This is a genomic window from Citrobacter sp. RHB35-C21, from assembly GCF_013816515.1.
GTDB classification, from domain to species: Bacteria; Pseudomonadota; Gammaproteobacteria; order Enterobacterales; family Enterobacteriaceae; genus Citrobacter; species Citrobacter braakii.
Window position 1 is genome coordinate 3,691,800 of record NZ_CP057147.1, and the last position, 13,798, is coordinate 3,705,597.

At 50.5% G+C, this 13,798-nt stretch carries 13 protein-coding genes; 7 read left to right on the forward strand and 6 right to left on the reverse strand.

All coding sequences use genetic code 11. From position 1 onward, the window contains the following. Nucleotides 1–3 precede the first annotated feature (3 nt). Nucleotides 4–834, reverse strand: coding sequence for an alpha/beta hydrolase (locus tag HVZ39_RS18085; protein ID WP_181632789.1), 831 nt, complete (start codon nucleotides 832–834; stop codon nucleotides 4–6). A 275-nt stretch (nucleotides 835–1,109) separates the two neighbouring features. Here HVZ39_RS18085 and rnk point away from each other — a divergent pair, with 275 nt between their 5' ends. Together rnk and uspG are read left to right on the forward strand one after the other, a co-directional pair. Further along, on the forward strand, nucleotides 1,110–1,520 hold the full coding sequence (gene rnk / locus HVZ39_RS18090) for a nucleoside diphosphate kinase regulator (protein WP_181632790.1): 411 nt from the start codon (nucleotides 1,110–1,112) through the stop codon (nucleotides 1,518–1,520). Nucleotides 1,521–1,707: 187 nt separating this feature from the next. Next, a complete protein-coding gene (gene uspG / locus HVZ39_RS18095) occupies nucleotides 1,708–2,136 on the forward strand; it encodes a universal stress protein UspG (RefSeq protein WP_016152215.1) in 429 nt (142 codons plus the stop codon). Nucleotides 2,137–2,385: 249 nt separating this feature from the next. Here the strand turns inward: uspG and ahpF are convergent, their stop codons facing one another. Continuing rightward, nucleotides 2,386–3,951: an alkyl hydroperoxide reductase subunit F gene (ahpF, locus tag HVZ39_RS18100; protein WP_016152210.1), complete on the reverse strand. Its 1,566-nt coding sequence runs from the start codon at nucleotides 3,949–3,951 to the stop codon at nucleotides 2,386–2,388. 154 nt (nucleotides 3,952–4,105) lie between these two features. Beyond that, nucleotides 4,106–4,669 (reverse strand): alkyl hydroperoxide reductase subunit C, encoded by a 564-nt coding sequence (ahpC, locus tag HVZ39_RS18105; RefSeq protein WP_004859485.1) that lies wholly within the window; start codon nucleotides 4,667–4,669, stop codon nucleotides 4,106–4,108. A gap of 374 nt (nucleotides 4,670–5,043) precedes the next feature. On the opposite strand from ahpC, the gene dsbG reads away from it, so the two are divergent. From dsbG to HVZ39_RS18125, 4 genes are all read left to right on the forward strand, one after another. After that, a complete protein-coding gene (gene dsbG / locus HVZ39_RS18110; RefSeq protein WP_181632791.1) occupies nucleotides 5,044–5,790 on the forward strand; it encodes a thiol:disulfide interchange protein DsbG in 747 nt (248 codons plus the stop codon). A 204-nt stretch (nucleotides 5,791–5,994) separates the two neighbouring features. Next, complete coding sequence (locus HVZ39_RS18115; RefSeq protein ID WP_181598468.1) at nucleotides 5,995–6,915, forward strand: LysR family transcriptional regulator; 921 nt, start codon at nucleotides 5,995–5,997, stop codon at nucleotides 6,913–6,915. Between the two features lie 149 nt (nucleotides 6,916–7,064). After that, nucleotides 7,065–8,288 (forward strand): phosphoadenosine phosphosulfate reductase, encoded by a 1,224-nt coding sequence (locus HVZ39_RS18120; RefSeq protein WP_181632792.1) that lies wholly within the window; start codon nucleotides 7,065–7,067, stop codon nucleotides 8,286–8,288. Then, the gene (locus HVZ39_RS18125; protein WP_016155950.1) at nucleotides 8,273–8,890 is read left to right on the forward strand and encodes a ParB/RepB/Spo0J family partition protein; all 618 of its coding nucleotides are present in this window, start codon (nucleotides 8,273–8,275) and stop codon (nucleotides 8,888–8,890) included. The genes HVZ39_RS18120 and HVZ39_RS18125 overlap by 16 nt, the downstream gene beginning before the upstream one ends. On the opposite strand, the gene HVZ39_RS18130 is transcribed toward HVZ39_RS18125, so the two are convergent. Beyond that, nucleotides 8,891–10,051 (reverse strand): pyridoxal phosphate-dependent aminotransferase, encoded by a 1,161-nt coding sequence (locus HVZ39_RS18130; protein ID WP_115190838.1) that lies wholly within the window; start codon nucleotides 10,049–10,051, stop codon nucleotides 8,891–8,893. Between the two features lie 132 nt (nucleotides 10,052–10,183). On the opposite strand from HVZ39_RS18130, the gene HVZ39_RS18135 reads away from it, so the two are divergent. Further along, on the forward strand, nucleotides 10,184–11,272 hold the full coding sequence (locus tag HVZ39_RS18135; protein ID WP_016152204.1) for an oxidoreductase: 1,089 nt from the start codon (nucleotides 10,184–10,186) through the stop codon (nucleotides 11,270–11,272). Between the two features lie 104 nt (nucleotides 11,273–11,376). Here the strand turns inward: HVZ39_RS18135 and HVZ39_RS18140 are convergent, their stop codons facing one another. Next, nucleotides 11,377–11,574: a YbdD/YjiX family protein gene (locus tag HVZ39_RS18140; RefSeq protein ID WP_019076244.1), complete on the reverse strand. Its 198-nt coding sequence runs from the start codon at nucleotides 11,572–11,574 to the stop codon at nucleotides 11,377–11,379. Nucleotides 11,575–11,637: 63 nt separating this feature from the next. Continuing rightward, on the reverse strand, nucleotides 11,638–13,743 hold the full coding sequence (gene cstA, locus HVZ39_RS18145; protein ID WP_016152202.1) for a pyruvate/proton symporter CstA: 2,106 nt from the start codon (nucleotides 13,741–13,743) through the stop codon (nucleotides 11,638–11,640). Between the last annotated feature and the right edge of the window lie 55 nt (nucleotides 13,744–13,798).

Here is a 13,798-nt window from a genome sequence, read left to right on the forward strand (position 1 = left end):
AGATTACGATTGAATAAAGTTGAGCAGATCGCCGTTGATCTGTTGTTTATGGGTAGTGCAAATGCCATGCGAACCGCCAACATACACCTTCAACTGCGCGTCCGGCAGTATTTCCGCCGCAACCTTTCCGCAGGTTTCAAACGGGACAATCTGATCGTCATCACCATGGATCACCAGCGTCGGGATAGTCATCTTTTTGAGATCCTCACGCAGGTCAGTTTCTGAAAACGCGTGAATACAGTCGTACAACGCTTTGATGGAACCTTGTAAGCCCTGTTCAACAAAGCTTTCACGAACGGCTTTCGACGCATTTACGCCCGGGCGGTTGTAGCCATAGAATGCAGCGGTCAGTTCATAGAAGAAGGCAGCGCGATCGTTTATCACTCCCTCACGGATGCCATCAAACACCTCTTTCGGCACACCATTTGGGTTAAAGTCGGTCTTGATCATTATGGGCGTCACCGCGCCGATTAACACCGCTTTGGCTACCCGCTTCGTTCCATGGCGACCAATGTACCTCGCCACTTCCCCGCCCCCGGTAGAGTGTCCGACATGTACGGCATCTTTAAGATTGAGATGCGCGGTAAGTTCAGCCAGATCGTCAGCATACTGATCCATATTGTGACCATCCCAGGGCTGGGCTGAACGCCCATGCCCACGCCTGTCATGGGCGATCACCCGAAATCCTTTCGACCCGAGGAACAGCATCTGATCTTCAAACGCATCTGCCGTCAGCGGCCAGCCATGGCTAAAGACAATAGGCTGCCCACTTCCCCAATCTTTAAAATGCAAATAGCTGCCGTCTTTCAAGGTAAGTTTGTCGTACTGGCTCATGAGATCTCCTGTCGCGGAACACTGAGTTGTTTGACGCGCCCGCAGCGAGCGCTTAAAAAGCATAATGCAAATTGGAGAACGATCGCGTTTTTCGGCTAAAATCACACCATACGCAACAATATTGATGATTTGCCTGAATGTGAACTAAATCACTTCAAACCAGGGGTAAGTCTCAGTATCATCATAAAAGCTAAACCCTTGCCGCCTGACGGTGAGGGTTTTCTTTTGGGATTATTTACCTGCGCACCCGCAGTATCGACGACATGGAGTAACAAATGTCCAGACCAACTATCATCATTAACGACCTCGATGCGGAACGCATTGACCGCCTGTTGGAGCAACCTGCGTTTGCTGGTTTACCGATTGCCGACGCCCTGAACGCCGAGCTGGATCGTGCCCAAATGTGTTCACCAGAAACCATACCGCACGATGTCGTGACCATGAACAGCCGCGTGAAATTCCGCAATCTGAGTGATGGCGAAGTCCGTGTGCGTACCCTGGTGTATCCGGCCAATATGACTGACAGCAGCACACAGCTTTCGGTAATGGCACCTGTTGGCGCTGCACTTCTGGGCCTGCGCGTTGGCGACACCATTCACTGGGAACTACCAGGCGGGACCTCAACACACCTCGAAGTCATCGAGCTTGAGTACCAACCTGAAGCTGCGGGCGACTACCTGCGCTAACTCTGTCTTATCAAAGCCACTCGCTTTATCTTACAGGGGATGCATCCGCATCCTCTTTCCGGTTAGTCCCCAGCTCCTGACTCTCACCTTATCTCCTGTTCGCAAAACATAAATCTGTGTCGTGACTGACAGAATCATTTTTAATACTATGCTGATATGTGTTCATGTAATGACAAGGAGAATGTTTATGTACAACACAATCATAATGCCTGTTGATGTATTCGAAATGGAACTGAGCGATAAGGCTATTCGCCATGCAGAATTTCTGGCACAGGAAAACGGGGTTATTCATCTGCTGCATGTGCTGCCAGGCTCAGCAAGCTTAAGCCTGCACCGCTTTGCAGCCGATGTCCGTCGTTTTGAAGAGCATCTACAACACGAAGCGGAAACTCGTCTGCAAACGATGGTCGGTCACTTCAGCATCGACCCTTCCCGTATTAAACAACACGTCCGCTTTGGCAGCGTACGTGACGTCGTCAACGAGTTGGGTGAAGAGTTGAATGCGGATGTGGTCGTCATTGGATCGCGCAACCCATCAATCAGCACTCATCTGCTCGGCTCAAACGCTTCCAGCGTTGTTCGCCACGCTACTCTGCCAGTGCTGGTTGTACGTTAATAGCCTCTAATTTGCTAAAGAAAACCCCTGCCTGGTTAGCGCCTGACAGGGGTGACCATGAAAATGTAATGCAGGTTGATATAATAAAGAAAACGCCTCATCTTTCTTTGATGAAACTAATGATCAGACTCATTAAATGAATGTGTTACGCGGTTTATTGTTTCAAGAATTGACAATCTGAAAGCGTGGAAATAAAAAACCGCCAGCGGATGGCTGACGGTTTTGGCATTGCAGGTGAGTCTTACTTTTTTATGCTACTGTCGTGCGAATCAGATAATCAAACGAACTCAATGAGGCCTTCGCGCCTTCACCGGTCGCGATGATGATCTGCTTATACGGTACGGTGGTGCAGTCACCAGCGGCGAAAACCCCCTTCACGCTGGTTTCGCATTTGGCATCGATGATGATTTCACCCATGCGATTACGCTCGACGGCACCTTCCAGCCAGTTGGTGTTTGGCAGCAGACCTATCTGTACAAAGATACCCGCCAGTTCCACACTGTGAACGTCGCCACTCACGCGGTCGCGATACTCCAGGCCGGTGACTTTGCTGCCATCGCCTTTCACTTCTGTCGTTTGTGCATTCAGAATAATATCGACGTTTTTCAGACTGCGAAGCTTATTCTGCAGCACCTGGTCAGCCTTCATTTCAGGTGCGAACTCCAGCAGCGTCACATGTTCAACAATGCCTGCCAGGTCAATAGCAGCTTCAACACCGGAGTTGCCGCCACCAATCACTGCAACGCGCTTGCCTTTAAACAGCGGGCCATCGCAGTGCGGGCAGTAGGTTACGCCTTTGGTGCGATACTGATCTTCGCCCGGAACGTTCATGTTGCGCCATTTCGCACCGGTGGCAATGATAATGCTGCGTGCTTTGAGCACCGCGCCGGATGCCGTTTCAATCTGATGCAAACCGCCTTCCTGCGCCGCCGGAACCAGTTTACTTGCGCTCTGGCTGTCGATCACATCAACATCATAGTCATCAACGTGTGCTTTCAGCGCGCCCGCCAGTTTCTGGCCTTCGGTTTTCGGTACCGAGATGTAGTTTTCAATATCAACGGTATCAAGAACCTGACCGCCAAAACGTTCGCCCATCAGACCGGTGCGAATACCTTTACGTGCAGAGTACACTGCCGCTGCCGCCCCCGCAGGACCGGAACCGACAATCAGCACGTCATAAGCATCACGTTTGTTCAGCTCTTGTGCCGCACGTTTTTCTGCGCCGCTATCTACTTTCGCCACGATCTCAGTCAGCGTCATACGCCCCTGACCGAACTCTTTGCCGTTCATATACACCGCCGGAACGCCCATCACGTTGCGATCGGTAATTTCGTTCTGGAATGTACCGCCGTCAATCGCCGTATGCTTGATGCGTGGATTCAGTACCGACATCAGGTTCAGCGCCTGTACCACGTCCGGACAGTTATGACAGGAAAGCGAATAATAGGTTTCAAACTCAAAATCACCGTCGAGATCGCGGATCTGCTCCAGCAACGCCTGCGCCTCTTTTGACGGATGACCACCGGTCCACAGCAGCGCCAGCACCAGGGAGGTAAACTCATGGCCCAGCGGAGAACCGGCAAAGCGCGGCCCCTGGTGAGAACCTGGATTGGTGATCAGGAACGATGGCTTGCGTACCGCCAGAGTATTGTCTTCTTTAAAGGTGACTTTTTCTGACAGTTCAGCAATTTCAGTCAGCAGTTCCTTGATTTCTGCCGATTTAGCGCTGTCATCCAGCGTAGCAATCAGCTCAACAGGTTTGGTCAGTTTCTCAAGATAAGCCTTGAGCTGGGTTTTCATATTTGTGTCGAGCATTCTTCTTCCCTCTCTGAAAACATCATCATGCAAGCCGACTTTGCGGGACTGCATTAATGCAACTTGCGTCATGGTGCTGGAATGAAACAGGCGCAAACTGCGCCTGTGGAATGGCCGGATGCACTGCGTTTATCCGGCCTACAAATTATGCGACTTAAATCTTACCGACCAGATCTAAGGATGGAGCCAGAGTCGCTTCGCCTTCTTTCCATTTCGCCGGGCAAACTTCACCAGGGTGAGAGGCAACGTACTGTGCGGCTTTAATTTTACGCAGCAGGTCAGACGCATCACGGCCGATACCTTCAGCGGTAACTTCGATTGCCTGGATGATACCCTGCGGGTCTACAACGAAGGTTGCGCGGTCAGCCAGACCTTCATCTTCACGCATGTTGTCGAAGTTACGGGTCAGGGCGCCAGTCGGGTCGCCGATCATCGCGTATTTGATTTTCGCGATGGTGTCAGAGCTGCTGTGCCATGCTTTGTGGGTGAAGTGGGTGTCAGTAGATACGGAATAGACATCTACGCCCAGTTTCTGCAGTTCTTCGTAGTGGTCAGCCACATCACCCAGCTCGGTCGGGCAAACGAAAGTAAAGTCAGCCGGGTAGAAGAAGAAGACGCTCCAGCGACCTTCGGTATCTTTCTCGGTTACTTCGATGAACTCACCGTTTTTGAACGCCTGATTTTTGAAAGGTTTAATTTTGGTATTAATCAAAGACATCTGTACTTCCTCCGTGTTTTCGTTGAGAGATAAGTTAACGAAAATCTCTTCGCAGGGCTAATGCGTTTCCTTTATCAAATCAATAAGCGTTAACTAACAACCCACTCAAACTCATGTTGTGAACCTAAAGATAAAAGTAAAAAAGGCCCCCTTTGCAGGGAGCCTCATTACCCGAGCTACCCGCAGGTAACGTCAGTGCCAGCAGGGCTGGCTATGTGTTGCGCTCTACATTACCTTAACAAAGGTCGTAACAGCGATTGGGATTACATCACCCCACTCAAGAAAGGGCAATCGACAGACGGTCGATCTTACCTATGGCTGCGATAGGTTTTGCAACTTAGCCCCCTTTCCTTCTGATTTTATAAGGAAAATCAATGTTTAAACGTACCTTACTCTTAACCCTGCTTCCTGCCGTGGTGCACGCCGAAGAACTTCCTGCTCCCGTTAAAGCTATTGAGAAACAGGGCATTACTATTCTGAAACCCTTCGACGCGCCGGGTGGAATGAAGGGCTACCTGGGAAAATACCAGGATATGGGCGTTACTATCTATGTTACGCCTGACGGTAAACACGCCATTTCCGGTTATATGTATAACGAAAAAGGTGAAAACCTCAGTAATGCGCTGATAGAAAAAGAGATCTACGCCCCTGCCGGGCGCGAAATGTGGCAGCGAATGGAAAAAGCATCCTGGATTCTGGACGGGAAAAAAGAGGCTCCGGTCATTGTCTACGTGTTTGCCGATCCCTTCTGTCCCTATTGCAAACAGTTCTGGCAAAAGGCTCGTCCGTGGGTAGACTCAGGTAAAGTTCAGTTGCGCACAATAATGGTTGGCGTAATTAAACCCGAAAGCCCGGCTACCGCCGCTGCGATTCTGGCCTCAAAAGATCCGGCCAAGACCTGGCATGACTATGAGGCATCTGGTGGGAAAATGAAGCTACAAATCCCGACCTCCATTTCACCGGAGCAGATGAAGGTATTGAATATCAATCAAAAGTTGATGGATGATTTAGGCGCCAACGTCACGCCGGCTATCTATTACATGAGTAAAGACGATACGTTACAACAGGAAGTCGGCTTGCCGGATAAGGAGAAATTAAACATTATCATGGGTAATAAATAAAAGTAACAAAATGAGTGGTTGTTATCATTTTCATGTCAATCACTCATTTAAATTAACTTTTTTGGTCAAAATTATGCAATATGTGCTATTTTAGTTTAAATTAATAATTCATTAAGCACACAAACATAAATCACAAGAATAATCACACCTTAAAATATTTAAAAATTAAATCTTTCAAAACATGACCATCACAGGAAGGTATGCATGGCTAACCTCTATGACCTCAAAAAGTTCGATCTCAATCTGTTGGTTATCTTTGAGTGTATTTATCAACATTTGAGTATCACTAAAGCTGCTGAAACTTTGTATATCACCCCCTCTGCCGTTAGCCAGTCACTGCAACGGCTACGCACACAATTTAATGACCCACTGTTTATCCGCTCCGGAAAAGGCCTAACGCCAACGATTATGGGGATTAACCTCCATCATCATCTTGAGAAAAACCTCAACAGTCTGGAGCAGACAATAAACATCATGAATAACTCCAGTCTGAAGAAAAAATTCATTATTTACTGTCCACAACTGCCAACCATTATCAACATCGAGGAAGTTATTCATTTTCTCAGAGAAGACTCGCATGTCGAAATTGAGCACCATAACATACTCATCACTGCTGAAAGTACGGAAAATCTGTTGGCTTACAGAAAAGCAGATTTAGTCATTGCTACCGCCCCAGTGAGTAATCGCTCGATAATATGCTCACCATTTAAAACTGCTGAAACAATATTAGTTTGCAACAAAAACCATCCAAGAATTAATGGAGAAAGCACGCTTGAAACAATATTAAAAGAACAGTTCACGCAACTTATTTCTGAAGATCCTGGCGTTAAAGAATACTGGCAAAAAACCAGCGCCTTGCTGGCTAATCGAGATATTGGTTTCCGCAGCGACTCATTAATAACGATCATTAATATTATTTCAAACACAGATATCATAGGTCTGTTACCAAGAGATGTTTACGAGCAATATACCGGCTCATTTAATTTAAAAGAGATCCGTATCGATATCCCCTTACCCAAAATAAATTTATTTTTGATGTATAACAGAGCATCACTCAACAATACTGGCTTCGTTAATTTAATTAATAAAATAAATGATAAAAATGACCAAAGGATTAACAAATAGAGCCTTACCTATTCATTTTATATTTTTATGAATGAAGGTAATTCAAAACAACCATGAATGTATTAAAACGTTGCACCTGAAAAAAATTAGCATATCTTATTGTCAGCATTTGTTATTGTTTTGAATAATAATTCTGATATGAGCTTAATATGTCTATTTATAAAATCCCGCTTGCTCAAAACGTGCTGGACGCCGCTCTGGAGCGCATAACCTGGGCGCTGGAAACTCTGCCTCGGGTTTGTGTCTCTTTCTCCGGCGGGAAAGATTCAGGACTGATGTTACATCTGACAGCTATGCTTGCACGCCAACTGCATAAAAAAATTGATGTACTATTTATCGACTGGGAAGCCCAGTTTTCCTGCACTATTGATTATGTTGAGGCGCTTCGTGCACGTTATTCCGATGTCATCGAGCGCTTTTATTGGGTGGCTTTACCGCTCACCACCCAGAATTCCCTCTCTCAATTTCAGCCAGAATGGCAGTGTTGGGAAACAGGTGCTCCGTGGGTTCGCCAGCCTCCCACGGATGCCATAACCGATCCAGAGTATTTCTCCTTCTATCAACCCGGCATGACCTTTGAACAATTTGTTCGCGAGTTCGCTGACTGGTATTCAGAGAAACGTCCAGCCGGCATGATGGTCGGGATCCGCGCCGATGAGTCATATAACCGTTTTGTCGCCATTGCCAATTCGCAAAAGCAGCGCTTTGCCGATGATAAACCCTGGACCACCAGCGCCCCCGGCGGGCATACCTGGTATATTTACCCGATTTATGACTGGAAAACTGCCGATATCTGGACCTGGTTCGCCAAAACCAGAATGTCGTGCAATCCCTTATACAATCTCATGTATCAGGCCGGTGTCCCAACACGTTACATGCGTATTTGTGAACCCTTTGGCCCGGAACAGCGTCAGGGATTATGGCTATATCACGTCATTGAACCCGAGCGCTGGGCAGCCATGTGCGCCCGTGTCAGCGGTGTAAAAAGTGGCGGAATTTATGCCGGTCAGGACAACCATTTTTACGGGCACCGCAAAATATTAAAACCCGAACATTTAAACTGGCAGGAATACGCCATGCTGCTACTCAATAGCATGCCGGAAAAGACCGCTGAGCATTATCGCAATAAAATCGCCATCTATTTGCAGTGGTATAAGAAAAAGGGCATGGACAATATCCCGCAAACTCAGGAAAAAGATATTGGCTCAGCGGATATTCCGTCGTGGCGGCGTATCTGTAAAGTCCTGCTGAATAACGACTACTGGTGCCGGGCGCTGTCATTCAGCCCCACAAAACCCAAAAACTACCAACGTTATAATGAACGCATGAAAATAAAACGCCAGCAATGGGGAATCTTATGCAACACCGACTAACTCAAGAACTCACTGGTTTTCTTTCTGGGCTGTCAGAAGAAGAGCGAATTGAAGCAATCAACCAATTCAGAATGGCTATCCACAGCGTCAGCCCTTTTCGCGAAGAGCCAGTAGATTGTGTACTATGGATTAAAAATGAGCATATCTCACCCAATGACTATAACCCCAATAACGTTGCGCCTCCGGAGAAAAAACTGCTGCAGAAATCCCTCGAAGCAGACGGATTCACGCAGCCCATCGTGGTGGTTCACTCCACGGCGGAAGAGTACGAAATTGTCGATGGTTTCCACCGTCATGAGCTAGGAAAAAGCAAACCGTCGCTGAAATCACGCCTGCATGGCTACCTGCCGGTCACCTGTTTACAGCGTGAACGCCATGAACGCATGGCAGCGACAATTCGTCATAACCGTGCCCGTGGGCGGCATAAAATTCATGCCATGTCGGAAATCGTTCGTGAATTATCGCTACTGGGATGGAGCGAAGAGAAAATCAGTAAAGAGTTAGGTATGGACGACGATGAAGTTTTACGTCTGAAACAAATTAACGGTCTGCAAGAGTTATTTGCCGACCGTCGCTTCTCCAAAGCCTGGACAGTAAAATAACTACAGCGCAACCAGACGTTCGGCTGCCGCCAGCAGCGTCGATTCTTGCTTGGCAAAACATAGGCGAATCAGCTTATGCGGGAAAGGATCGGCGCAGAAAACCGACAACGGGATCGCGGCAACACCCACTTCTTTGGTCAGCCACTGGCAAAACTCAACGTCGTTAAGCGTGGAGACGGCACTGTAATCGACCAGCAGAAAATAGGTGCCTTCACACGGCAAAATTTCCAGTCGGCTGTCACGCAGCGCGTTCACCAACACATCGCGTTTTTTCTGATAAAAGGCTGGCAACTCACGATAGTGTGTTGGATCCTCCCGCAGCATATCCGCCAGCGCCAGCTGAGCCGGCGTATTAACTGAGAACGTCAGATACTGGTGTACCTTGCGTAATTCAACGCTAATGGCGGCAGGCGCAACGCAGTAGCCGACTTTCCAGCCGGTCATATGGTAGGTCTTCCCAAACGATGAAACTGCAACGGCGCGTTCGCGCAGCTGTGAATGCGCCAGCACGCTGGCATGTCCTTGTCCGGCGAAGCAAATGTGCTCATAAACTTCGTCGCTGATGACAAAGATCTCGCGTTCTTTAATTGCCTGCCACAGGGCATCAAAATCGGCGTGATGCCATACGGTGGCGGAAGGGTTGTGCGGCGTGTTAAGGATCACCAGTCGGGTACGTTCGCTGAGTACAGCGCTAAATTCCTGCCAGTCGACACGAAAAGACGGCGGTTGCAGCGCGATACGTTTAACTACGCCGCCGGATAATTCGACCGCGGGCGCATAGCTGTCGTAGCTCGGGTCAAAACAAATCACCTCATCGCCAGGACGCACCAGCGCCGTAATTGCGGCGAACAGCGCTTCTGTGGCCCCCGCCGTCACGGTCACTTCACTATTCGCATCAGGTTTATAGCCGTACAACTGCGCGGTTTTATCCGCAATGGCTTCGCGCAACGGCTGTACGCCCGTCATCGGCGCATACTGGTTTGCGCCATGCGCGACGTGATACGCCAGACGTTCCTGCAGAAAAAGTGGGCCGTCAAAATCAGGAAATCCCTGCGAGAGGTTAATGGCCTGATGCTGCTGCGCCAGCGCGCTCATTTGCGTGAAGATAGTGGTGCCAAGATTAGGCAGTTTGCTTTGCGGAATCAGCGGGTTATTACTCATTATTGTTATCCCAGCGGGTGATGTTGTGGTTGAAGCCACTATAGCACGATGCTAGTATTTGGCAATCAAGACGTTCAGACGTCTATATAAAAATAACCTACATTGACAGGACAGCCAAAAGGACAACACAACATGAGTAATACCGAGATTCGCGTCGTCACCGGCCCGGCCAACTATTTTTCCCATCCCGGCAGCCTGTCAAGACTCAACGATTTTTTCACCGCAGAGCAACTCTCACGCGCCGTCTGGGTTTACGGTGAACGCGCCATCGACGCGGCCCGCCCTTATCTGCCTGAGGCATTTCATCTTGCCGATGCCAGACACCTGCTGTTTACGGGACACTGCAGTGAAACCGATGTTACTCAACTGGCAAAAGAGTCAGGAGAGAATCGCAGCGTGGTGATTGGTGTGGGCGGCGGGACATTGCTCGACACGGCCAAAGCGCTGGCTCGTCGTCTGGGTCTGCCTTTTGTCGGTATTCCTACTATCGCAGCGACCTGCGCCGCATGGACACCGCTCTCCGTCTGGTACAACGATGCAGGCCAGGCGCTGCATTTCGAAATTTTCGCTGACGCCAATTTCCTCGTGCTGGTCGAGCCAGAGATCGTTCTCAATGCGCCTGAAGAATACTTACTGGCGGGGATCGGCGACACGCTGGCGAAATGGTACGAGGCCGTTGTGCTCGCGCCTGAGCCGGAAAACCTGCCTCTGACCGTACGTCTGGGTATCCATGCTGCGCAGACGATCCGCGACGTCCTGTTGGAAAGCAGCGAGCAGGCGCTGGTCGATAAGCAACAAGGTACGTTAAGCCGCACGTTTTGCGATGTAGTGGATGCAATTATTGCCGGAGGCGGCATGGTCGGCGGTCTGGGTGAGCGCTACACCCGCGTGGCGGCAGCGCATTCGGTACATAATGGCCTGACCGTGCTCCCGCAGACCGAGAAGTTTTTGCATGGCACCAAAGTGGCGTACGGCATACTGGTGCAGAGCGCGCTGCTGGGACAAGATGATGTGCTGGCGCAGTTAATTACCGCCTATCAGCGCTTCAACCTGCCAACCCGGTTGGCTCAACTGGAAGTGGACATCAACAACCGCGCCGAAATCGACAACGTGATTGCGCACACCCTGCGCCCGGTGGAGTCCATTCATGCGCTGCCGGTAACGTTAACGCCACAGACGCTGCGCGCAGCGTTCGAAAAAGTAGAATCGTTTACGGTGTGATTATGGTGTGGGATGCCTGATGGCGGCAACGCAGCGAACCCCCTGGAGCTTACAAAGGTAAGTAACCAGGGTGAACACGCCTGCAGCTTGAATGATGAAGAGCATTAACAGCAGCGTGCGCCGCCTTTCCCCCCGTAGCGCGCATCCTGGCGTTCGCGGAAAAATTCTTCGTAGGTCATTGGCGTCAGGTCCGGATGCGTGACGCGCATATGCTCAACATAGTTGTCGTAATCCGGCACACCTATCATTAATCGGGCGGTTTGACCCAAATACTTCCCGGCTTTAGAGAGCGTTTCAAACATAGTGGTTCCCTGTCGAACAAACGCCCTCCCCATTCAGGAGAGGGCTCGTTGGTTAAGAGAATATTAGTGCGCGCCTTTCGCCTGCGCCACGATCTCTTCGACATTCTCAGGCATCGGTTCGTATGGCGTTTCTTTCGACGTAGGTTTGTCCTCTTTCAGTGCTGCCAGTGCAGTTTTGATGGAGAACAGACCCAGCACCACAACGACTACCATGAAGAAGATAGTGAGACCCGCATCCAGGCGGTTGTTAAACACCAACTGCGTCAGCTGCGACTGAGTGTACTGCGCCGGAATATTACCGCTGTCGATCATCGCCTGGAACTTGTTAGCGATGGCGAGGAAGCCAATTTTCGCATCCGGGCTAAACGCTTTCTGCCAGCCGGCGGTCAGGGTACAAATCAGCAGCCAGGCCGTTGGCACCAGCGCCACCCACGCGTAGCGCTGACGTTTCATCTTGAACAGCACCACCGCGCAAAGCATCAACGCCATACCGGCCAGCATCTGGTTGGCGATACCAAACAGTGGCCACAGGGTATTAATACCACCCAATGGATCCACCACGCCCTGGTGCAAGAAGTAACCCCAGGCCAGCACACACAGCGCCGTTGCCAGCAGGTTCGCAGGCAGCGAATCGGTACGTTTCAGACCCGGTGACACCACGCCCAGCAGATCCTGCAGCATAAAGCGTGCGGCACGGGTACCGGCGTCTACCGCCGTCAGAATAAACAGGGCTTCAAACAGAATGGCGAAGTGATACCAGAACGCCACATCCATCATGCCACCCAGCGCACCATGCAGAATATACGCCATGCCCACCGCCAGCGTCGGCGCACCGCCTGCGCGGGAGATAATGGATTGTTCGCCGACATCGTTCGCAATCTGATGCAGCGTATCAGGCGTGATAACAAAGCCCCAACTGCTCACAACCTGTGCCGCTGACGCAACCACATCGGTGGTTCCGGCAGGTGCCAGTACAGCCATCGGGCTGTTCATCGCAAAGTAGACGCCCGGGTCGATAACGCAGGCCGCCACCAGCGCCATAATGGCGACAAAGGATTCCATCAGCATCCCGCCGTAGCCAATAAAACAGGCCTGACCTTCATTCGCCAGCATCTTCGGCGTGGTGCCGGAGGCAATCAGCGCGTGGAAACCAGAGACCGCACCGCAGGCGATGGTAATAAACAGGAACGGGAACAGGTTACCGCTCCAGACCGGGCCTGTACCGTCAACAAACTTGGTCAGCGCAGGCATGGTCAGCGTCGGACGCATGATCAGAATCCCTACCGCCAGACCAACAATGGTACCGATTTTCAGGAAGGTAGAGAGATAATCACGCGGCGCCAGCAGCAACCACACCGGCAGTACGGCGGCGACAAAGCCGTATCCCACCAGCATCCAGGTCAACTGTACGCCGGTAAAGTCAAAGTACGGTGCCCAGGTCGGACTTTCAGCCACCCAGCCGCCGGAAATAATAGCAAACACCAGGAATACCAGACCGATGACCGACACTTCACCAATGCGGCCCGGGCGCAGATAACGCAGGTAAATCCCCATGAAGATCGCCAGCGGGATAGTAAAGGCGACGGTGTAGGTTCCCCACGGGCTGTGGGTCAGCGCTTTCACGACGATCATCGCCAGTACCGCGAGGATAATCACCATGATCATAAAACAGGCCACCAGCGCAATGACGCCCGCCGTTGGGCCCATCTCTTCTTTCACCAGTTCGCCAAGGGAACGACCATCGCGACGGGTAGAAACAAACAGCACCATAAAGTCCTGCACCGCCCCCGCCAGTACCACCCCGGCAAGCAGCCAGATCATACCCGGCAGATAGCCCATTTGCGCCGCCAGCACCGGTCCAACTAATGGACCCGCTCCAGCAATCGCCGCGAAATGGTGGCCAAACAGCACTTTTTTATCGGTAGGAACATAGTCCAGACCATCGTTATGACGCACGGCAGGCGTCATACGCGTCGGGTCCAGCGCCAGTACATTTTTCGCGATGTACAGGCCGTAGAAACGGTAAGCGATAAGGTAGACACAGACCGACGCCACGACTATCCACAACGCGTTGATCTGTTCGCCACGATTTAATGCGATATAGCCGAGGGCAAATGCTCCCATAACGGAGAGCACTGTCCAGACGAGGTACTTCCCTGATTTATTCATACTTGGTTTTCCGTTGTCCTGGTCAGAGAGATGTTACATTTTGTTTCTATAACAT

Coding starts and splice junctions, on each gene's coding strand:
- HVZ39_RS18085 (WP_181632789.1), bottom strand. CDS start 834: ATGAGCCAGTACGACAAACTTACCTTGAAAGACGGCAGCTATTTGCAT.
- rnk (WP_181632790.1), top strand. CDS start 1,110: ATGTCCAGACCAACTATCATCATTAACGACCTCGATGCGGAACGCATT.
- uspG (WP_016152215.1), top strand. CDS start 1,708: ATGTACAACACAATCATAATGCCTGTTGATGTATTCGAAATGGAACTG.
- ahpF (WP_016152210.1), bottom strand. CDS start 3,951: ATGCTCGACACAAATATGAAAACCCAGCTCAAGGCTTATCTTGAGAAA.
- ahpC (WP_004859485.1), bottom strand. CDS start 4,669: ATGTCTTTGATTAATACCAAAATTAAACCTTTCAAAAATCAGGCGTTC.
- dsbG (WP_181632791.1), top strand. CDS start 5,044: ATGTTTAAACGTACCTTACTCTTAACCCTGCTTCCTGCCGTGGTGCAC.
- HVZ39_RS18115 (WP_181598468.1), top strand. CDS start 5,995: ATGGCTAACCTCTATGACCTCAAAAAGTTCGATCTCAATCTGTTGGTT.
- HVZ39_RS18120 (WP_181632792.1), top strand. CDS start 7,065: ATGTCTATTTATAAAATCCCGCTTGCTCAAAACGTGCTGGACGCCGCT.
- HVZ39_RS18125 (WP_016155950.1), top strand. CDS start 8,273: ATGCAACACCGACTAACTCAAGAACTCACTGGTTTTCTTTCTGGGCTG.
- HVZ39_RS18130 (WP_115190838.1), bottom strand. CDS start 10,051: ATGAGTAATAACCCGCTGATTCCGCAAAGCAAACTGCCTAATCTTGGC.
- HVZ39_RS18135 (WP_016152204.1), top strand. CDS start 10,184: ATGAGTAATACCGAGATTCGCGTCGTCACCGGCCCGGCCAACTATTTT.
- HVZ39_RS18140 (WP_019076244.1), bottom strand. CDS start 11,574: ATGTTTGAAACGCTCTCTAAAGCCGGGAAGTATTTGGGTCAAACCGCC.
- cstA (WP_016152202.1), bottom strand. CDS start 13,743: ATGAATAAATCAGGGAAGTACCTCGTCTGGACAGTGCTCTCCGTTATG.